The organism is Methylobacter sp. sgz302048 (genome assembly GCF_052162025.1).
Taxonomy (GTDB): domain Bacteria; phylum Pseudomonadota; class Gammaproteobacteria; order Methylococcales; family Methylomonadaceae; genus Methylobacter.
Window position 1 is genome coordinate 1,502,433 of the sequence record NZ_CP197401.1, and the last position, 21,362, is coordinate 1,523,794.

General features: G+C 49.5%; 13 protein-coding genes and 3 tRNA genes. All 16 read left to right on the top strand.

Annotated elements, in window-relative coordinates; translation table 11 throughout:
* Positions 1-36 precede the first annotated feature (36 nt).
* Complete coding sequence (locus ACTNE6_RS07110; protein WP_442499139.1) at positions 37-1,614, top strand: hypothetical protein; 1,578 nt, start codon at positions 37-39, stop codon at positions 1,612-1,614.
* A gap of 290 nt (positions 1,615-1,904) precedes the next feature.
* On the top strand, positions 1,905-2,429 hold the full coding sequence (locus ACTNE6_RS07115; protein WP_194968863.1) for a hypothetical protein: 525 nt from the start codon (positions 1,905-1,907) through the stop codon (positions 2,427-2,429).
* 59 nt (positions 2,430-2,488) lie between these two features.
* Positions 2,489-2,563, top strand: a tRNA-Gly gene (locus ACTNE6_RS07120).
* 52 nt (positions 2,564-2,615) lie between these two features.
* Positions 2,616-2,689: transfer RNA gene (locus ACTNE6_RS07125), tRNA-Cys, on the top strand.
* 17 nt (positions 2,690-2,706) lie between these two features.
* Positions 2,707-2,781, top strand: a tRNA-Gly gene (locus tag ACTNE6_RS07130).
* Positions 2,782-3,350: 569 nt separating this feature from the next.
* Positions 3,351-4,751, top strand: a complete 1,401-nt coding sequence (locus tag ACTNE6_RS07135) for a mannose-1-phosphate guanylyltransferase/mannose-6-phosphate isomerase (RefSeq protein WP_442499140.1) — start codon at positions 3,351-3,353, stop codon at positions 4,749-4,751.
* Positions 4,752-4,862: 111 nt separating this feature from the next.
* Positions 4,863-5,750 carry a UTP--glucose-1-phosphate uridylyltransferase GalU gene (gene galU / locus ACTNE6_RS07140; protein ID WP_331820312.1) on the top strand — a complete coding sequence of 296 codons (888 nt, stop codon included), beginning with the start codon at positions 4,863-4,865 and terminating at the stop codon, positions 5,748-5,750.
* 409 nt (positions 5,751-6,159) lie between these two features.
* On the top strand, positions 6,160-7,086 hold the full coding sequence (locus ACTNE6_RS07145) for an ExeA family protein (RefSeq protein WP_442499141.1): 927 nt from the start codon (positions 6,160-6,162) through the stop codon (positions 7,084-7,086).
* A 162-nt stretch (positions 7,087-7,248) separates the two neighbouring features.
* Positions 7,249-7,539: a cupin domain-containing protein gene (locus tag ACTNE6_RS07150; RefSeq protein WP_442499142.1), complete on the top strand. Its 291-nt coding sequence runs from the start codon at positions 7,249-7,251 to the stop codon at positions 7,537-7,539.
* 394 nt (positions 7,540-7,933) lie between these two features.
* Positions 7,934-8,134 carry a CsbD family protein gene (locus ACTNE6_RS07155; RefSeq protein WP_194968858.1) on the top strand — a complete coding sequence of 67 codons (201 nt, stop codon included), beginning with the start codon at positions 7,934-7,936 and terminating at the stop codon, positions 8,132-8,134.
* Positions 8,135-8,779: 645 nt separating this feature from the next.
* Positions 8,780-9,247, top strand: a complete 468-nt coding sequence (locus ACTNE6_RS07160; protein ID WP_194968857.1) for a BON domain-containing protein — start codon at positions 8,780-8,782, stop codon at positions 9,245-9,247.
* 1 nt (position 9,248) lies between these two features.
* Positions 9,249-10,376 carry a DUF1207 domain-containing protein gene (locus ACTNE6_RS07165; RefSeq protein ID WP_442499143.1) on the top strand — a complete coding sequence of 376 codons (1,128 nt, stop codon included), beginning with the start codon at positions 9,249-9,251 and terminating at the stop codon, positions 10,374-10,376.
* A 182-nt stretch (positions 10,377-10,558) separates the two neighbouring features.
* Positions 10,559-10,708 (top strand): lmo0937 family membrane protein, encoded by a 150-nt coding sequence (locus ACTNE6_RS07170; RefSeq protein WP_194968855.1) that lies wholly within the window; start codon positions 10,559-10,561, stop codon positions 10,706-10,708.
* 476 nt (positions 10,709-11,184) lie between these two features.
* Entirely contained in the window at positions 11,185-19,905 is an 8,721-nt protein-coding gene (locus tag ACTNE6_RS07175) for a GH36-type glycosyl hydrolase domain-containing protein (protein WP_442499144.1), read from the top strand.
* A 186-nt stretch (positions 19,906-20,091) separates the two neighbouring features.
* Positions 20,092-20,574 carry a low molecular weight protein-tyrosine-phosphatase gene (locus ACTNE6_RS07180; RefSeq protein ID WP_442499145.1) on the top strand — a complete coding sequence of 161 codons (483 nt, stop codon included), beginning with the start codon at positions 20,092-20,094 and terminating at the stop codon, positions 20,572-20,574.
* Positions 20,575-20,620: 46 nt separating this feature from the next.
* A complete protein-coding gene (locus ACTNE6_RS07185; protein WP_442499146.1) occupies positions 20,621-21,340 on the top strand; it encodes a dienelactone hydrolase family protein in 720 nt (239 codons plus the stop codon).
* Positions 21,341-21,362 lie beyond the last annotated feature (22 nt).

The window sequence follows — 21,362 nt, forward strand, 5'->3', positions numbered from 1 at the left end:
CAGTTTTTACAGAGCGAAGTCAAAATCGGTGAATATGTGAAGAATTCTTTCTTTCTGGTAATCCCAGAGCAACAGAATGAGCCTCTGCGCCTTAGAGAATTTTCAACCAGGGCATTGCAGCAGTGGATTACCGAATTGCCGACAGCTAATCCTGGTTTAGCTACACGTCTACTTTATGATTTTATTGTAGATTGCAATTCCATTGAGATGGATAGCCAGATGAGGCTGGATGCCCTGGAGCTTGTAAGGCCTAGTCTACTGGTTATTGAGGATTATCTTCGCTCAAGACTGACAAGAACCGGCTTTCCCAAAGAAGAAAACGACAAGAAAATTCTCGATGTATTGGTCGCGATTGAAAAGGAATTCACCATCGGTTATTGGATAGTGCTTAAAGAACTGACTCGACGCAATGTGAGTTGGTTTCAGGGGAAAAATGCGGCGTTGGCGGTTCAGCGCTGTATTAGAGGATTAAGCAGTCTCGTTGTCAGTCATTTTCTTATGGGGATTTCCATTCCTGATTGGGTATGGATAGATCTCCATTCGCTTTATAAACTCAGCGTCGACATAAAAAAAGACAAGACCAAAATAGCCAATGGTATAAACCAGTCCGATAAAGCAAGTTCGCCCGAAGAATGTTATAAACAGATCCTGTTGCTCAGCCTTGCTGATCCAACAGGATTAGTACAAAAAGAGATTTTGTTGGTTTATAACTTCATAGAAACCGTAGATTATTTAGTGAGTCTGAAAAATGAGGCTGTTGCCGGCCAGCAGATGCAATGTATTATTTCAACGGATGAAGATAAACCGCCGCATTATCAGGAGAGCATGGATGCCAGGCATGACCCGGCCGCGCTATATGTGGATTTCACCAAGTTATTTAAGGCATTACAGAAAAAGAATAAGCTGATCAGCGCGACCGAGGCAAGATTCAGCTCAATGTATGTCTCGAAAAATAACAGTGCGAAGTTATCGCCAGAATTACTTGACTACCTTGGGCAAAGGTGGTCAGGAATTGATCTTCAGGGAACTCCTGTTTTCAGCGACAGATTAGATCGATATATCGCCATTGGTCTGGAAGCGTCTTTTGATCTGCAAAATTCATCGGAAACGAATGCCGAAAAAACGCTGGAGTTTTTGGCCCAGTCAAGCTCCGACCAATTATTATCTTGCGTATTTGAAAAAACAGGCGTTTTGTCTGTCGGGAGTCTGGTGAGCTTCAGAAAAACAAATATGCCGGAACATCAACGCTCCCTAGGGATAGTCAACAAAATCATTGTAGCGAAACAAAACGGAAAGATAGATTTTGGCATGCAATTGATAGCACAGCAATCTATCTCTGTAACTTACAGGCAGCTGGACGCCTCGGTAAAAGATGAACTGCAAAAAGCCTTGTTTTATGCAGGAAATGAACACGAAAGTGAAATGACTTATATCATCACCGATACCAGCATGCTGGAAGGCGATATTATCCGTTTATTTATACAACAGGAAGAATTCCCTGTAGTCCTTAAAAACAGGAAAAATATCGGGTTAGGTTATTGGCAATTTGAATTCCAGCGCATAGCGGAAAAACAAACTCCGGCTCATACTAAAAAAGGCTATGATTTTATTTAAGCTGGCCAAAATAAAGACGCACATAGCGCTTGAAAAGTTTTTTCTTCATGGTAAGTTGATAAATTGATTCGGAAATTTGATAATGGACCTTCAATCTTGAAAAATGCTATGGTTGGGTGAAATGAAAGCGCTTGCCCTAATTGAATGTTAGTTGACTATTTCTTATTTATAGTTTAGTGAATTAGTATGGCAAATCTTGCTTTTGGATTATCTGAACAAGCGGTTGATGATAGTTTGGGCAGGGTCTCAATAAATATAATAAATAAAATTACATTTCGTGAGGATGAAAAATGAGTAACGAAGAAAGCGTTAACAAAACAGAAGAAAGCGTTAACAAAGCCGAAGAAAATGTTAACAAAAGCGAAAGCTCGGCAAAAAATGCAGCAGGAAACCTGATTTCCTCAATATTGAGTTTAAAAGAAAAAAATCCGAAAGTCTTTTTTGGGGCTATTGGAGGCATAGTAGTTCTTCTAATTATTATTATGGCGAGCGGCGGCGATTCCACACCCTCTGTTTCCGGACCGGCTGCCAAAAATATTGTAATAGGCCAGAAATATGTTCTGAAGAGCCCAAATACCTATGATAAGTCATCGACAATCCGTTTAGTCGCCGTACCAGGCACTATAGCAGCGTATGATGATACAGAAGAAGATGACAGAAACGGCCTCTGCAAGCATATGCCTCAAGGTACTCCTGTAACCGTTACAGATCTGCAGGATTTTTCTGGTAAGAGAAATGCATTTGCTAAGGTTCAAATGCTGGAAGGTGAGTGTCAAGGTAAAGACGGCTGGGTCTTATCAATTAATCTTCAATAAATAAAAACAAATGTTGACATTATTAAGAAAGACTTTATAATGTACGAATAAATTGAAACGCGGGAATAGCTCAGTGGTAGAGCACAACCTTGCCAAGGTTGGGGTCGCGAGTTCGAATCTCGTTTCCCGCTCCAATGTGTTTATAAAAAGCCGCGAATGTACGCGGCTTTTTTATTTTGCCTTTAAGGCTGCGTAGCAAAGTGGTTATGCAGTGGCCTGCAAAGCCATCAACAGCGGTTCGATTCCGCTCGCAGCCTCCACTTATACAATTTGAAATGCGGGAATAGCTCAGTGGTAGAGCACAACCTTGCCAAGGTTGGGGTCGCGAGTTCGAATCTCGTTTCCCGCTCCAATGTGTTTATAAAAAGCCGCGAATGTACGCGGCTTTTTTATTTCATCAACTTCCTGTTTTATTGTTCCATGCAGAATAAAACTTCTGCCGCACATCCTGCTTCTTTATCATTTGAAGCCCAATCATAACAATTCAATTGAAAGCCATTAAATCAAGAGCGATTTGGCAAAAGCTTCATGCTAAGCGCTAGTTCATGTTGAACGCGTTGTACGGCGAAAATTGTTCAAATTCAAAAAATGTATTGCATAATCTTCATTCGCTTTATTGTGCAGCTTACATCGATATAAACCGTACGATGCCGATGGTTCAAGGTTTCCGTCAAGTTTCGCTGAGTTGGAATCTATGCGAGACCAGTCCTCAGAATAACTTCAACCAATTGCCGCTGATCAGTAGCTGTCATACCGCGTCAGTAACTTTGCCAAGTAGAAGTCACTTATCCTGAAAATTATTCTAAATTGATCTGATATTCAACGGTTGATTGAAAACAATTTTGTCTTAATAAAGAAGTGTTAAAATCATTATAGTTAGGACTTATAACTTTTAACAAAGTAAAGGAAGAGAAAAAAGATATGATTCCCGTTATCTTATCCGGCGGTTCCGGTACAAGACTTTGGCCATTATCTCGAGGGCAGTTTCCTAAACAATTTCTGCCGTTGATTTCTAATCATACTATGTTGCAGGAAACAGTGCTTAGACTCAACGGCGTCGAAGGAATGAAAGCCCCGATCGCTATTTGTAATGAAGATCATCGCTTCATGATGGCTGAGCAATTATGGGAAATTGGCATCAAGCCCTCCGCAATAATTTTGGAGCCTATGGGCAAAAATACCGCGCCGGCTGTTGCTATTGCTGCCTTGACAGCGGAATCTGAAGATGATGTTTTATTAGTGCTGCCTGCGGACCATGTCATATCGGACTTGGAAGTCTTTCATCATGCTATTGCAGAAGCAAAGGTCCTGGCAGAGCAGGGGAAATTGGTTACGTTCGGTATCGTACCTACGGAGCCCGAAACCGGATACGGCTATATCAAACGGAATGCGCTACAACAGGGAGGCGCTTTCAATGTTGCGGCGTTTGTTGAAAAACCGGATTTAGACACTGCAAAGTATTATTTAGAAAGCGGAGATTATTTCTGGAACAGCGGAATGTTTGCCTTCAAAGCGGGTAGCTTTCTACAAGAGCTCAATAAATTCAACCCTGATATGTTATTGGCTTGCAGGCGTGCACTTGAAGCCGCTAAAGTGGATCTGGATTTTATCCGCTTGGATAAAACGCTCTTTTCCGCGTGTCCGGCGGATTCCATTGATTATGCGGTGATGGAAAAAACCGATAAAGCTGTAGTGATTCCGCTGGACGCAGGATGGAATGATGTGGGGTCGTGGTCGGCATTATGGGATGTGGCCGATAAAGATCAGTTTGGCAATGCCATCAGTGGTGATGTACTGGCGGTTGACAGCGAAAATTCCTTTGTACATGCTGAAAATAAATTGGTGGCTATTATCGGAGTACGCGACCTGGTTATTGTAGAAACTGCTGATGCATTGATGGTTGCGCCAAAAGACAGAGTGCAGGAAGTAAAAGATGTAGTCGCACAGCTAAAACAACATAAGCGCAGCGAAGCGGAATTGCATCGTAAAGTTTATAGGCCCTGGGGTCATTACGACTCCGTGGATAGCGGTGAGCGCTATCAAACGAAACGTATTGTAGTCAAGCCTGGAGCCAGATTATCTTTACAGAAGCATCATCATCGCGCCGAACACTGGGTTGTGGTAAAAGGCACGGCTTTAGTAACCAAGGATGATGAAACAATCTTACTCTCCGAAAATCAGTCCACCTATATTCCTTTGGGGACGGTACATTGCCTTGAAAACCCTGGCATCATTCCGCTGGAAATGGTTGAAGTTCAATCGGGCAGTTATCTGGGGGAGGACGATATTGTACGCTTTGAAGATTCCTATGGGCGTAATTAATATTCTATATTACAACGCCATGTTGTTGCGTTGGTTGTAGGGTTCAATAAATTTGCAATGCCACAACTGAAATTATCGATTTGTTATACTAAATATTGAAGGAAAAAATTGATGAATAAAAAGATTACTAAAGCGGTTTTCCCTGTTGCAGGGTTAGGTACGCGTTTTTTACCGGCAACCAAGGCCAGCCCGAAAGAGATGCTGCCGATCGTTGATAAACCGCTGATTCAATATGCTGTAGAAGAAGCTGTCGCAGCTGGCATTGATACCATGATTTTTGTTACTGGCCGTAACAAAAGAGCTATACCGGATCATTTTGATAAAGCTTACGAGCTTGAAAAAGAGCTTGAAGCAAAAGGTAAATTTGAAACGCTGAATATGATTCGAGACATTTTACCGTCACATGTTTCATGCGTTTTTATTCGTCAATCTGAAGCGCTGGGCCTAGGTCATGCCGTATATTGCGCCAGAGCTGTGGTCGGCAATGAGCCTTTTGCCGTTATATTGGCGGATGACCTGATTGAAGATGCGGGCAGAGGCTGCATGGCGCAGATGGTGCGCCTCTATGAACAAAAACATACTTCTATTCTCGGCGTCGAGAGAGTGGATCCCTCCGAGACCGGCAGTTACGGTATTGTGAAAACCCGGGAATCATCAGGTACATCAGCCCCTGTTGAACTTATCGTTGAAAAGCCTAAACCCGAGGAAGCACCATCAAATTTGGCAGTTGTAGGCCGTTATATTTTGACTCCAGCCATTTTTGACAAAATTAAAAAAACAGGCAGAGGCGCAGGAGGTGAAATTCAGTTAACCGATGCGATTGCCGACTTATTGGCCGACGAGCAAGTATTGGCCTATGAATTTGAAGGAAAACGCTACGATTGCGGTTCTAAACTGGGATTTTTAATCGCTACAGTAGAACATGGTTTACTGCATAAAGAGCTAAAAGATGACTTCTTGGCTTACCTGAGAAATTTGACTAAAACGCATAAAATTTAAATCAATTTCTCTTAGTTATAGATAGCAGTAGAGTCCTGGATAATTTATTATCCATTCCTTAGTATAAAGCAAAAAAGGTCACATTAACGGTGGCCTTTTTAGTGACAATTTTTGCATAAATCATAAGTCTTACACACCGTAATATGATGTTATAGCGAGCTCGGAAATTTTAATCCAAGAGAATTATTTTAATTACTAGAGATGTGTTATAAAAAAGCAAAGAAAGCCATGTATAAAGTGTATTTTATTCCTTGATTTAGAGCTGCTTGAGCTTGGCAGGATTTTTTAATGTCTAGCCTTATATTTTATAAAACCAGCTTATTTATAAGCGCAGAGTAACAAGATCATCTGAGCCACGCTTTCGTAAGGTCCTCCTGATAAGCTCCTACTAACGAACTTATTACGTAATATGTATAAAAAATTCTTTGGACTCAAAAAAAAACCATTCGCTCTTCTACCTGATCCAGGATTCCTGTATTTGAGCTCTAAGCATAAAAAAGCGTTGACTACGCTCCATTACGGGTTAGTGAGTCAGGCTGGTATCACCGTGATTACCGGCGAGATAGGTTCGGGCAAAACAACATTGATCAGATGCATGTTAGGCAAAATTAAGGATCAATGTGCTGTAGGGCTGATCACTAACACACACAGCAGCTTTGGCGATCTGCTTACATGGGTATTGGCCTCATTTAATATCCAGCATGATGCTAAGAATAAATCCGATCGCTATCAAATCTTTGTTAAATTTATAGCCGAGCAAAATCAAAAAAAACGGCGCGTCATCCTGATTGTTGATGAAGCTCAAAATATGGACATTGAAACCCTGGAAGAACTAAGGCTGCTGTCTAACATCAATTTAAGCAATAACGTGATGTTGCAACTCGTACTGGTAGGGCAGCCGGAGCTGATCGATAAACTTAATTTGCCTGAACTTGCTCAATTCGCACAGCGCGTTTCCATCGAATACCATTTAAAGCCCCTTAATTATGACGAAACAAAAAATTACATAGCGCATCGTATTGAGGCTGCCGGTGGAAGCGCGTCGGTGTTTAATGAGTCAGCTTGTGCAGCTGTATTTTATTATACGGAAGGCGTGCCTCGGCTAATTAACAATATTTGTGATTTAGCAATGGTTTTTGCTTTTGCTACCGATACGCATGAAATTGGCTGGAAAACCATTCTGGAAGTAGTGAATGAAAGAAAAACAAGCGGCATTCATCAATTCACAGAAACAGTCTCGCCTGATTTGGGGTTGAGCGAGCGCATAGCCGAAGCGGAAAAATTTCACAGAGCGGTTTTGGAAAAAACGGGTTTTGACATCTCGACATGCTTATAACGATGTGATCTAAGCATTTTTAAGAATGTAAAATTTGCGAAAATTGTTAATCAATCAAATAGCAGTCCACCCTGATAGATAAACTGATCAAAAAGGTCCCAGCAATAATATATGAAATGTTAAAATGATTATTTTCAATAAGTGTAATTTTTTAGGAAGAATATGAGCAAAATCACCATCGAACACAATCCCAGCGAAGAAAGATTAAAACAGTTGGGGGTTTCTAATTGGGAAATCTGGGAAAAAGAAATTTCAAAATTCCCAATAAATTTTGATGAGACTGAATGTGCCTATATCTTGGAAGGCGAAATTTTAGTAACTCCCGCAGAAGGGGAACCAGTACGGATTCTACCTGGTGATCTGGTGTCGTTCCACGCCGGATTGGATAGCAAATGGGAAGTAGTCAAGCCATTGCGCAAGCATTATAGCTACGACTATCCTAATGGCATTTAGCCGGCGAATGAAGCTTTTCGAAGCCCATTTCATTTGCAGGCAAAGCCGTTTGGAATAAAACTGACGGGCTGAATTAGCCTGATAGATACTGCTAATAAATCAGTATCTATCAGGTTAATTCTTAACTAATACATGTAATTCATAGAATTGGAAATTTTTTAATCTATGAATACCTAAATAACAGACCGGCTTCGCCTTCACCTTCGCATACTTATAAGCTTCAAGGTCATATTAAGGACAGAATGCTTATGTGTGTCACCGCACAGACCATCTGGGTTTCTTTGACTATATTTTAACCTTAAACGTAAGGCGAAATGCACAATTGTTCGCCGCTAAGCTGAGTTTCCTGTGGTATAGGAAATTTGTTCTTTCACAAACAATGAGGAGAATAGAAATGGCTTGGGACCAAATAGAAGGTAATTGGAAACAATTGAAAGGTAAAGTAAAAGAAGCCTGGGGCGATTTGACCGATGACGAAATCGATCAAATTGCAGGCAAACGTGACGTGTTGCTGGGCAAAATCCAGGAACGCTATGGTATTCAAAAAGACGAAGCCGAACGAAGGCTTCGGGATTTTGAAGATAGAATCCATTAATCAATAGATTCTTGGAAAGAAAGGGGATGGTTTTCTGATGTATTACACATTTTGATTGCAATGCCAAAACATGGACGGCATTGCATCAAAGCATCCCCTTTACTAAGGACATCATGATTGAATCTTTGGCTGAAACCCAGCCATGAATGGATAAGTTTGAGCATATAGCTTCAGGAGCATGAGCAGGCCAATAGATATAACCCTATTGGAACTCTAATCTTCTGATGTGAAAGATAAATGTAATTCTGACTTGGCCAGCTCGTATCGCCGTGTATGGAATTACCCTCTAAATGTTAAATATCGGACTGGCGCTGACTATCTTGAGCCATGAAATGAAATAGCCGATATTTGTCGGCGATAGAGTTTGAGTTCTAGAGCCAACACTGACTTAAGCAGTAACTTAAAGGCTAGGAATGGCTGCAATTTCTTTAAAGTGTAACTTCAGCCCGACGTATGCCGGCCGCAGGGTTGCAAATCACGTCGGTAAAATCGGATTGATGCCGGTCATTTTTAAGATTCTGATCTTTATGAACAGAACTTAGTCATGAATAGGAACTTGGGAATTAGGAGTAACCTTGACCAATTGGCAATCATAAGTTGCAAATAGCCAAGACTTTTAACAACCACTTTATTAAGGAATATCCCATGAAGATAAAAAACGATCAACCAGTGATTTTTTCCAATAACCTGTTTGTAACACTCTTATTAGCCGCAGTAATCGGCCTGACCGGCTGTAAACAGGAAGGGCCGGCCGAAGAGGCAGGTAAAAAAGTCGATGAGGCTACTGAAAGAACGCAGGAGAGACTCGAAGAGGGCACTGAGCAGAGACAGGAAAGCATGGAAAAGCGGGATGAGGCGATGGGACAAAAATCCGGATCTGTCGAAGAATATCTGGACGATTCCGCTATAACCGCCAAAATTAAAGGGGAAATGGTAGCCGATCCCTTATTGAGTGCAACTAAGATTGATGTAGTGACCGATAAAGGCGTCGTCAAGCTGAGCGGTGTTCTTAACTCCCAGCAAAGCGCAGACAGAGCTTTAGAGATAGCCCGCGGCGTTAAGGGAGTGAAATCGGTAGAGAGCAATCTGGTCGTTAGTCCTGTAGCGAAATAAGATGAGTTACGTGCGTTACTACTTAGTAATGGCCATCATTTTTTTTCTGTGTCTTCCCGGCGTCAAAGCGGCGCCGGTAGAAGATGCTTATATGGCCGGATATGCTGTCAGTATACTTCAGCGCGAGTTCAAGCTCGCTAATCCGGAATTGAACGTAAGAAACGGCGTTATTAAGATTCGCACCGATGACTTAATGGGAACAGATCGTGCCAAGGTCATGGACGCATTGTCGAGCATTCCGGGAGTTGCCGGCGTTGAGACGGTGGCAAGTGAAAAACAGTTGGCATCAGCCCCGTCACCATGGGTTCGTGAAACTGCTCAACCGAGCGGGCAATTGGCACTGCAGACCGGATTTTTGCCGGAAGGGCATCTGTTCAAGCGATTACTGGCCGATCCGCGTTGGCCTCATTTTTCAGCTGCTTATCATTATACCAGTGCCACTGGCGATTTTGAGAATGCCGACAATATAGCAACAGTCAGCTTTGGCGAAACCATACCGTTTTACCGTGGAAACTTAGGTTCTGGGCGACGATTTGCGGGACAGTGGGAGGCGGGGCTTCAGGCCGGCGTATTCAGTGATTTCAATCTCGACGCCCCTTCAACGGATTTAATCAATACCGATTTTTTTGGAGCGGTGTATTCGAGCATACGCATCGGTGACTTTTCGGCTTTCGGCCGGCTCTTCCATCAAAGCTCTCATGTCGGTGATGAGTTCCTACTGAGAACTCAATTGCAGCGTGTAAATTTGAGTTTCGAAGGGATAGATTTAAAGCTCTCTTATGAGTTTCCTTACGGGATTCGAATGTATGGTGGTGGCGGTGGCCTGTTCAATACGGATCCGGCATCGCTCAAACCTTGGTCGGTGCAATACGGGATTGAGTACAGAAGTCCTTGGCGCCTGGATTTTGGCGCCATGCGGCCAATCGCAGCAGTGGATCTCAAAAACTACGAAGAGAATGACTGGCAAACTGACGTGTCGGCGCGCGCTGGCGTTCAATTCGAAAACCTGGACGTGATGGGGCGGCATTTTCAGATTCTTCTGGAATATTTTAACGGCCACTCCCCAAGCGGCCAATTCTATGTCAATAAAATGGAATATGTAGGTCTCGGCGCTCATTTCCATTTTTGACGGGCAAGCGTTTGAAATGAAGTGCTCGAGGCAAGGCATTTTTATCCTGGAGCCTTTTCGGTCAAGGATAGTAAATTTACAGCAATATTTTTAACCATCTTTGGCTGGCCTTCGCGGCAGCCATTTTGCTCGCTTGAGTTAAAAACGTCATCCATTGATGGCTTTTTAGAGGAGAAGTAGAAATGCTTGAAACTATAGCGGTCGTCCTGATTATTCTTTGGTTGCTTGGCTTGGTTTCCTCATACACGCTGGGCGGTTTTATTCATCTTCTTTTGGTTCTCGCGCTGATAGTGATCGTGATACGCGTTATTCAAGGTCGAAGACCGATTTAAGTCCTTCAATATTTTTTGCATTGGGCGCGTAAGTTTTAATGAGCTGGAGAAAACAACAGGATTAATGAGTCTAAAATTTGATTAAAACGATCAATAAACTTGCCAAGAACACTTGAGAAAAGAAATTTAGAATCAACTTTGCTATTTCTCGGCTGATGACAAGATTTATCAGATTTGTTCCGTATGGATTAATCAGTGGTTTTTATTAAATGTTCGCTTTTATGTCTTTAAAATTAATCCGGAATTTTTATATTTGAGCATTGAATGAAAAGTCCGGGCCATTAATTTAGGCTTGAGTTCAGGAAAAGCTCTATTAAACAGTTCATACTTCCTTACAGCCCGTTGCACAGGAATCAGTCAGTTTTCTTGCCTGGCCGATAGATAGATAATGCCGGTATCGGGATAGTACGAGTCAGTTCTAAAGGAGCGGAATTACAGACCAATCAGTGTCGAACTCGAGCAAGGAGAATAGCATAGTGTTCAAAGAGTTTGGGTTTTCTACACTTGAGCGGCACAACCATCAGGATGGCAGGGATACTGAGCTATTGCGCTCGGAACTGTTCAGCGTCGAGCAATTGAAGCGGTATGCGGTCGCGCTGGCCGGCCGGCATCGAATCAATCCCAGGCCCGGACCGGACCGTTTGCTGCCTCGGTTGGCCGATAATGAACAGGTTCTGCTGGCAGCCTATGATGTGGTCACAGCGGCAGTCAATGAGGAACAGCATATTTCCTCGGCTGAGGCTTGGCTGCTCGATAATTTTTATTTGATCGAGCAGCAGATTCATCTGGCGCGCCGTCATCTCCCTCGCACATATAGTCGGGAACTGCCACAACTGGCCACCGGTCAGTCAGCCGGTTTCCCTCGTATTTATGAGCTGGCTCTGGAACTGATTTCACATCAGGACGGCAGGGTCGACAGCGAAAACGCGACCCATTTCATCGCCGCCTACCAGACTGTCGAGCCATTGAAGCTGGGTGAATTATGGGCATTTCCGATCATGCTGCGTCTGGCTTTACTGGAGAATCTTCGACGGGTTGGATCGCGCATAGCGCGCGGGCGCGAGGAGTACAATACAGCGGTCATGTGGGCTGATCGCATGCTGGACATGGCCGAAAAGGACCCAAAACAGCTCGCGCAATTACTCGCCGAGTTTGCGGCTGCCGATGTGCCATTAACGGCGGCGATTGTGGAAGAATTCAATGCAAGGCTCCAGATTCAGGGCACGGCGCTGGCCTTCGTGCAGACCTGGATCGATAACCAGTTGCTCGAACAGGGCGTCAACTCGACGCAGTTAATCCAGGACGCCAGCCACACGGCGGCAGCCAACCAGATCTCCATCGCCAACAGTATTGGCAGTTTGCGGTTTATCAGTTCTATGGATTGGCGGGATTTTGTCGAAGCGCATAGCGCCGTGGAGCAAATCCTGCGAAAAGATCCGTCTGGTGTGTACGGCAGGCAGAATTTCGCCACGCGTGACCTGTATCGGCACATCATTGAAAAAATAGCGAAGGGCAGCGTGCACAGTGAATCAGACGTGGCCCGCGAAGCGGTTGCGTTCGCGCAGGCCGCTGCCGAGCGCTTGACGACCGCCGATCGTTCCGCGCATGTTGGTTTTTATCTGATCGATAAGGGGCGGTATCCTCTGGAGCGCAAGGTCGACTATCACATGAGCTGGATGGTTCGCGCCGTCCGTGTCTTCCGGCGGTTTCGGCTGAGTATTTATATCGGCTCCATTCTGTTGCTTACCGCCGTAACGGCGTCGATTGTACTGATGTCGCTGGATGGTATAGATCCAGGTAACTGGCAATTCTGGTTCTTTGTCATCTGCAGCATGATCGGCGGCATGGCGCTGGCTGTGCCGCTGGTCAATCAATTCGCGATGATGATCGTTCCGCCTCGCATGCCGCCTCGGCTGGATTTTTCAAGGGGCATTCCGGCCGAACATCGTACGATGGTGGTGGTTCCGACTTTGTTGAGCAAGCCGCAGGATGTGGATGAGCTTGTTGAAGCTATGGAGATCCGCTATCTCGGCAATCGGGATCCCAATCTGTTCTTTGCGTTATTGACCGATTTCAGCGACGCGCCCGAACAGACGCAGCCAGGCGATGAAGAACTGCTCACGCTGGCGCGCACAGCCGTTGAGGCGCTTAATGCAACATACCGGAACGATAGACCGTGTATTTTTTATTTATTTCATCGGCCGCGGGTATGGAATCCGCATGAGCGCGTCTGGATGGGTTACGAGCGCAAGCGCGGCAAGCTGGAACAGTTCAACGCCGTGCTGAGAGGCGATGGCGAAGCCGCCTTTTCGGAACTGGTCGGCGATCCGTCTATTCTCCCTTCAATCAAATATGTCATTACCCTAGACACCGATACGCAACTGCCGCGGGACGCGGCGCATAGGCTCGTCGGCAATATTGCCCATCCTCTTAACCGGCCGATTTACGACCATGCGAAGCGGCGCATAACGGACGGCTATGCCATTCTGCAACCCCGTGCGTCGATCAGCCTGTTCAGTGCGAGCCAGTCAAGGTTTACTCGCCTGTTCGCAGGTGAAGCCGGCATTGATCCTTATACCCGTGAAGTATCGGATGTCTATCAGGATATTTTTGGCGAAGGCTCGTTTATCGGCAAAGGCATTTATGACGTCGATGCCTTTCGCCTGACTCTGGAAGGGCGCTTTCCTGAAAACCTCATCCTCAGCCATGATCTGTTGGAAAGCGGACATGCGCGATCCGGTCTGGTGAGCGATGTCGATTTGATAGAAGAACATCCGGCCAGTTACGCGATGGAAGCCAGCAGAAGGCACCGCTGGATACGCGGCGATTGGCAGTTGGTCAGCTGGCTGCTGCCGAAGGTGCCGGGACCGGACGGCGAGCGGCAGCCGAACCCGCTTGCGCCTTTGTCGATCTGGAAAATTTTCGATAATCTAAGGCGCAGCCTGGTGCCGCCGGCTTTGCTTGCCATGCTGGCGGGCGGGTGGCTGCTCGGTCCCATGCCTGCATGGTTCTGGACATCGCTGGTGATTGTCATCCTGTTTTTTCAACCACTGCTGGAGGCCGGGATTGAACTGATCCGCAAACCGGGAGATCGCGAGTGGCTGGAGCATTTCATTCTGGTCAATAAATCCGCTACGCGCTCGGTATTGCTCGCTGTGCTGACTCTGGTGCTTTTGCCTTATGACACACTGATTTGCTTGGATGCCATTCTGTCTTCGGCGGGGCGCATGCTGTTTACCCGGCGCGGATTGCTGCTCTGGCACACGAATTCCTATGTGCGCCGCAATACCCGTAGAACGCTGGACGACTTTTTTCTGGAAATGTGGATAGCGCCGGTTGTGGCGTCGGGATTAGTCGTAGCGCTGGCATTCGTATGGGACGGCAGCCGATGGACGGAGTGGCTGCTTACGGCGCCCGTGCTGTTGATTTGGCTGGTATCGCCAGTCATAGGCTGGTGGATCAGTAAACCATTGGCGCCGCCAGCCGCTGATTTAACGGCTGACGAGCGGATTTTCCTGCGCTCGCTGGCCCGGCGGACCTGGCGGTATTTCGCGCAATTTGTCGCGCCGCTCGATAACTGGCTGCCGCCCGACAATTTCCAGGAATATCCGGATCCGGTCATTGCTTCGCGTACATCGCCTACGAACATGGGCATGGCATTGGCGGCCAACTTGGCGGCTTATGATTTCGGCTATATTTCAGCCGGCGAGTTGTTGTACCGTACGGAAAACACCGTGGCGACCATGGAAAAGCTGGAGCGCTACCAGCACGGCAAAGGCTGCAATTACAAATGCGGCCATTTTTACAACTGGTACGACACGCGCACGCTGCAACCGCTGCACCCGCAGTATGTGTCGTCAGTCGACAGCGGCAATCTGGTCGGCAGTTTATTGACATTGCAAACGGGACTGGCCGAGCTGAAATTCCAGCCGGTATTGTCCGCCAATGCCTTTCAAGGGCTGGACGATACGTTTCAGGTGCTGCTGGCTGAATACGATCGTCTGCCGCCAACACAGGCGCTGACCAGTCCCATTCAAACGCTGCAGCATTTATTGGCTGCACGCAAGCCGGATAGCGAAATTCAGACCTTGGTCGAGGCCGATGCTCAGCTGGAAAAAATACAGCACGCCGCAGCAGAACTGTTTGCCGCGTTGTCGGCCGACACCGAAAGCGAACTCCACTATTGGGCGCAAGCGCTGGACCATCAGGTCAGTTCGTTGCGGGAGGACGTTAATACCTTAGTCCCTGATCTGCGGCGTTTCAGCGCAATCCCGACTCTGCAGGAATTGGCTGAAACAGGCGAGACAGATGCTGAGCCTGCAGCAGGCATACAGCATAAACTGGCGAAAGAGCGTATCAGGTTCATTGATGAACTGATCGAGCGCTGCCGCAGGCTGGCCGATATGGACTTCAAATTTCTCTATGACACCAAGGCGGATCTGCTGGCCATCGGCTACGATGTCGGCGAGCGGCGGCGCGATCCGGCCTGTTATGATCTATTGGCATCGGAAGCGCGCCTGGTCAGTTTTCTGCTGATCGCGCAGGGACAACTGCCGCAGCAGCACTGGTTCACGCTAGGCCGTTTGCTGACCAGCCAGGGCAGCGACGTCAGCCTGATTTCATGGAGCGGCTCGATGTTCGAATATCTGATGCCCCAGCTGATCATGCCCAGTTACCAGAACACGCTGCTGGAGCAGACCTGCCGGGCCGCCGTATCGCGGCAGATAGAATACGGCCGGCAGCGCAACGTGCCATGGGGCATTTCCGAGTCGTGCTACAACCTGACCGATATGCATCAGACCTATCAGTACCGCGCGTTCGGCGTGCCCGGATTGGGCTTCAAGCGCGGCCTGGGCGACGATCTGGTCATCGCGCCCTACGCTACGGCGCTGGCGTTGACCGTTACACCCCAATCGGCCTGCCGTAATCTGCAAACACTGGTGGCCAACGGTTTTCTCGGCCGCTACGGGCTTTATGAGGCCATCGACTATACGCCGGCGCGGGTCATGCGCGGCAAGAACTGCGCGATCGTGCGCAATTTCATGGCGCATCATCAAGGCATGAGCCTTCTGGCGTTCGAGCATGTGCTTCTGGACCGGCCGATGCAGCGCCGGTTTATGTCGGATCCGCTGGTTCGGGCGACCGATTTGCTGCTTCAGGAGCGCGTACCGAAGAAAGGCTATACCTTGCATCCGCATGCGGCTGAAGTCAGCGCTGCCGCGCGTCCGCCCGTCGCCGAGGAAGGCGAGATCCTGCGCGTATTCATCGATCCCAATACGCCCATACCCGAAGTCCATCTGTTATCGAACGGCCGCTACCATGTCATGGCGACTCAGGCCGGCGGCGGCTACAGCCGCTGGCACGATCTGGCCGTTACGCGCTGGCGTGAAGACACCACGGCCGACAACTGGGGGGCATTCATTTATCTGCGCGATCTCGATACGCGCGAATACTGGTCCAGCGCCTATCATCCAACCCTGCGCAAAGCTGACCATTATGAATCGATTTTCGTGCAATCGCGCGCCGAATACCGCCGCCGGGACCGGAACATTGAAGCGCATACCGAAATCAGCGTTTCACCCGAGGATGATGTCGAGATCCGCCGCGTGACGCTGACTAATTTGTCTCTCCAGATGCGCCGTATCGAAGTTACCAGTTATGCCGAGGTCGTGCTGGCGCCGCTGAATGCCGATCTGGCGCATCGTGTCTTCAGCAACCTGTTCGTGCAAACCGAAATCCTGCCCGAACGGCAAGCGATACTTTGCTCGCGCCGCCGCCGCACGCCGGAGGAGCACACCCCTTGGATGTTCCATCTGATCACGGTCACGGGCACTGCTGCCGACGAACCGTCATACGAGACCGACCGCACCCAATTCATCGGCCGGGGGCGAACGGCCGCCAACCCGGCCGTATTTGATGATAGTGACCGGCCATTGGCATTATCCAATACCGAAGGTCCTGTACTCGATCCTATCATCGCGATTCGCCAGGCTCTGCTTATAGAGACTGATAGCTCGGCGGTCGTGAAAATCATTACCGGCGCGGCCGATACGCGCGAAGCGGTTCTTGAGTTGATTGACAAGTATCGCGACCGGCATTTTATCGAGCGGGCTTTTGAAATGGCCTGGTTTCACAGTCAGGAGGTACTGCGCCATCTTAACGCCAGTGAAGCCGATGCACAGATTTTCGGCCGGCTGGCCACCTCGGTGATCTATAGCAATGCCTTGCGCCGCGCGCCGCCCAGTGTTATTGCGCGCAATCAGCTGGGTCAGCCGGGGCTCTGGCCGTTTGCCGTTTCCGGCGACTGGCCCATCGTGCTGGTACGCATAGGCGATGTCAGCCGCATCGATCTGGTCAGACAGATGCTGCAAGCGCATGCCTACTGGCGCGTGAAAGGCCTGGCTACGGATCTGGTGATTCTGAACGAGGATTTCTCGGGCTATCGCGCCGTGCTGCATGACCAGATCATGGGGCTGATCAATATTATCAGTAATGAAGCCCAGATGCTTGACAAGCCCGGCGGAGTTTTCGTGCGTCGCGCTGAAGACCTGACTGAAGAGGATAGGGTCCTGTTTCAGACCGTTGCCCGCGTCGTACTGACCGATACCGCCGGGACATTAGCCGAACAGGTGGAACAGCGCGTCGCGGCGGAGCGTGTCGCGGAACGCAGAAAACGCTGGCGTCAGGGTTCGATACAACGCCGCATACTGACCGAGCATTTTCCGGAAGCGCTGGTGCCTATACGGCAACCGGCAGCCGAGGTCATCAATCCCTTGCCGGCGCGCGAACGCATTTTTTTCAACGGGCTGGGCGGGTTCACGCCGGACGGGCGCGAATATGTCATTACCCTGGAGCCAGGGCAGAATACGCCGGCGCCGTGGGCCAACGTCATCGCAAGCCCTTATATCGGCACCGTCGTCAGCGAGAGCGGCGGCGCCTATACTTGGGTGGAGAATGCCCACGAGTTCCGCCTGACGCCGTTTCACAACGATCCGCTCAGCGACATCAGCGGTGAAGCCTTCTACGTTCGCGATGAAGAAACCGGCGAGTTCTGGTCGCCGACGCCGCTGCCGGCGCGCGGCCGGTCCGGTTATGTTTGCCGGCATGGTTTCGGTTACAGCACATTCGAGCACTTCGAAGCGGGCATTTATTCCGAGTTGACGACTTATGTGGCGATGGATGAGCCGGTGAAATTTGTCGTCGTCAAGCTGCGCAATGACTCCGGCCGCCCCCGTCACTTGTCGCTGACAGGTTATTGGGAACTGGTCATGGGCGAATGGCGGCACGCCAACCAGATGCATATTGTCACTGAAACGGATCATCACAGCGGGGCGCTGTTTGCGCGCAATGCCTATGGCCGCGAAAGCGCGCATCGGGTCGTATTTGTGCAGATCAGCGAGCTCGTGCACACGGTGACCGGCAACCGCGCGGAATTCATCGGCCGCAACGGATCGCTGGCCAGACCGGCGGCGCTGTACCGCACGCATTTGTCGGGCAAAATCGGGGCGGGCCTGGATCCCTGCGCCGCCATGCAGACCCCTATCGAGCTGGAGAACGGACAGGAGCGTGAGATCGTGTTTGTGATCGGCGCCAGCCACGATACCGAAGGTGCCCAGCGTCTGATCCGGCGGTTCGGCGAACCAATCAGCGCTCGGCAGGCGCTGGAGGCCGTCTGGGCTCACTGGAACCGGACGCTGGGCGCGGTCTATGTCGAAACGCCCGACCGCGCGTTCGATGTGATGGCCAACGGCTGGCTGATCTATCAGACCCTGTCCTGTCGGGTCTGGGGGCGCAGCGGTTATTACCAGTCGGGCGGCGCTTACGGTTTCCGTGATCAGTTACAGGATACGATGGCGCTGATCCATGCGGCGCCGCGGCTGGCGCGCGAGCAGCTGCTCCGCTGCGCCGGCCGCCAGTTCATCCAGGGCGACGTGCAGCACTGGTGGCATCCGCCGGGCGGGCAGGGTGTGCGCACGCATTTTTCCGATGATTATTTATGGTTGCCCTATGCGACGTGCCGCTATGTCACCGCGACCGGCGATACCGGCGTGCTCGACGAGTTCGTGCACTTTCTGGAAGGCAGGGAGCTGGGGCCGGAAGAAGAGGCTTATTACGACCAGCCGCTGCAATCGTCCGAAGGCGCCAGTCTTTACGAGCATTGTGTGCGGGCCATCAAGTATGGCTTGCGCTTCGGTGATCATGATCTGCCGCTGATCGGCTGCGGCGACTGGAATGACGGCATGAATCTGATCGGACGCGAAGGCAAAGGCGAAAGCGTCTGGCTGGCCTGGTTCCTGTATGACAATCTCAGGCTTTTTGCCGATCTGGCTCGAAGCCGAGGCGACGAGGGCTTTGCCGAAATTTGCCGGGAACGGGCAGGGCAACTGCTGCTCAACATTGAAGCCAATGCCTGGGATGGCGCCTGGTATCGCCGGGCCTATTTTGACGATGGCACGCCGCTGGGCTCGGCCAGCAATGACGAATGCCAGATCGACTCAATCAGCCAGAGCTGGGCTATTATTTCGGGCGGCGGTAATCCGGAGCGTGCCCGCCAGGCGATGGAAGCGGTTAATGAACGGCTGGTAAGGCGGGAGGTGCAGATCGTCCAGCTGCTGACGCCGCCTTTTGACAAGTCCGATCTCGAACCTGGCTATATCAAGGGCTATGTACCTGGCGTACGCGAGAACGGCGGGCAATACACGCACGCTGCCATCTGGACCGCAATGGCCTTCGCCATGATGGGCGACAAGAAGCGGGCCTGGGAACTGTTTACCATGCTCAATCCCATTAATCGCACAGGTCAGGCGCAACAGAGAGAACTCTACAAGGTCGAGCCGTACGTCATAGCGGCCGATATTTACGGCGCACCGCCGCATACCGGCCGCGGCGGCTGGACCTGGTACACCGGCGCCGCCGGATGGCTGTATCGGCTATCGGTGGAAACCCTGCTGGGTCTGCAGCTGAAAGTTGACAAGCTGCGCATCACTCCGTACATGCCCGACCATTGGCCGTCGTACAAGATTCACTACCGATACCGCGACACGCTATACCGCATCACCGTCAAACGCATAGGCGAAAAGCCGGAGCAGGTGATTCGTGTTCTGATCGACGGCGCTGAGTCTGAAGAGCCGGGCGCCATATCGCTGATCGACGATCGGCAGCCGCATGATGTCGATGTGGAGTTGGGTCGGCGTTAGGCCTCAACAGCGGCCGGATTCCGGCGAGTTTGATCATTCCTTCGAATGAGGCTTTTTATGGCCGGCGGTTATGGATTGGCCGGGTTTATCTTCGCGCTCTGCAAGATTTCAGCTGATTAGTTTGGCCGTATCTTCCCCGAATAGTACGTAATATAATATTGAGTTGATTTTTTAACCGGTAAAACTATGAAGAAAATAAAAGTTCTCTTTGTCTGCATGGGCAATATCTGTCGTTCGCCGACTGCTGAAGGCGTTTTTGCAAAACTGCTGAAGGAGCGTGATCTGGAACGGCATTTTCTGATCGATTCCGCCGGCACGCATGCTTATCATGTCGGCGAAGCGCCTGATTTGCGCGCGCAAAAGGCGGCCCGCGGTCGCGGCGTGGAATTGGCTCATTTACGGGGCAGGAAAGTCGTGATGGGCGATTTCGAGGATTTCGATTTTCTGCTGGCTATGGACGACGATAATTATTCGATATTGTTCAACGCCTGCCCCGAACAATATAAAGATAAAATCAGATATTTTCTGGAATACGCGCCGCATCTGGGAACGCGCGAAGTGCCGGATCCCTATTATGGCGGGGACTATGGTTTTGAGCGGGTGCTGGATATGGTGGAAGACGCGTCGGAAGGCTTTCTGAAGAGTCTTCGGGAAGCGGGACATCTGTAGCCACATCAACACATAATAACAACTCATTGAATAGGACGACAGTACGATGGCAATCATATCGAATACCGTAGGTTACATGGATGGCGATGTACAGCTGGAAGCATTTTTTGCTTTTGACGATTCTGTGTCAGGCCGTCGCCCGGCGGTTTTAATCAATCACACTTGGGCCGGCCGGGATGAATTTGTTGCCGAGAAAGCGCGCAAGCTCGCCGGATTGGGTTATGTCGGCTTTGCCGTTGATATGTATGGCAAGGGGATTTTAGGCTCCGGGCCTGAGGAAAACGTCAGACTGATGCAGCCTCTCATGGACGATCGGGCCATGTTGCAAAAACGCATGCAGGCGGCGCTGTATGCCGTCAAACTGTTGCCCTGGGTTGATGATGCTAAGATAGCTGCGATCGGCTTTTGCTTCGGCGGCTTGTGCGTGCTGGATCTGGCCAGAACCGGCGCCGACATAAAAGGCGTGGTCAGCTTTCATGGTCTGCTGAGCGCGCCGGGCAATACCCAGGGCAATGCCATCAAGGCAAAGGTGCTCGCGCTGCACGGCCATGACGATCCATTGGCTCCGCCCGAGCAGGTGCTGGCGTTTGAACAGGAAATGACCGCGGCCGGCGCGGACTGGCAACTGCATGCCTATGGTCATACCATGCATGCGTTCACCAATCCGGTCGCCAACAATCCTGATTCCGGCATGGTTTATCAACCTGTTGCCGACCGGCGCTCCTGGCAGGCGATGCAAAATTTTTTGGCGGAGTTGTTCCTTTAACTAATAGCCGCAACACTTCGAC

Bases quoted from the DNA above. Each gene is read 5' to 3' on its own strand.
- ACTNE6_RS07115 (WP_194968863.1), top strand. From the start codon at position 1,905: ATGAGTAACGAAGAAAGCGTTAACAAAACAGAAGAAAGCGTTAACAAA.
- ACTNE6_RS07135 (WP_442499140.1), top strand. From the start codon at position 3,351: ATGATTCCCGTTATCTTATCCGGCGGTTCCGGTACAAGACTTTGGCCA.
- galU (WP_331820312.1), top strand. From the start codon at position 4,863: ATGAATAAAAAGATTACTAAAGCGGTTTTCCCTGTTGCAGGGTTAGGT.
- ACTNE6_RS07145 (WP_442499141.1), top strand. From the start codon at position 6,160: ATGTATAAAAAATTCTTTGGACTCAAAAAAAAACCATTCGCTCTTCTA.
- ACTNE6_RS07150 (WP_442499142.1), top strand. From the start codon at position 7,249: ATGAGCAAAATCACCATCGAACACAATCCCAGCGAAGAAAGATTAAAA.
- ACTNE6_RS07155 (WP_194968858.1), top strand. From the start codon at position 7,934: ATGGCTTGGGACCAAATAGAAGGTAATTGGAAACAATTGAAAGGTAAA.
- ACTNE6_RS07160 (WP_194968857.1), top strand. From the start codon at position 8,780: ATGAAGATAAAAAACGATCAACCAGTGATTTTTTCCAATAACCTGTTT.
- ACTNE6_RS07165 (WP_442499143.1), top strand. From the start codon at position 9,249: ATGAGTTACGTGCGTTACTACTTAGTAATGGCCATCATTTTTTTTCTG.
- ACTNE6_RS07170 (WP_194968855.1), top strand. From the start codon at position 10,559: ATGCTTGAAACTATAGCGGTCGTCCTGATTATTCTTTGGTTGCTTGGC.
- ACTNE6_RS07180 (WP_442499145.1), top strand. From the start codon at position 20,092: ATGAAGAAAATAAAAGTTCTCTTTGTCTGCATGGGCAATATCTGTCGT.
- ACTNE6_RS07185 (WP_442499146.1), top strand. From the start codon at position 20,621: ATGGCAATCATATCGAATACCGTAGGTTACATGGATGGCGATGTACAG.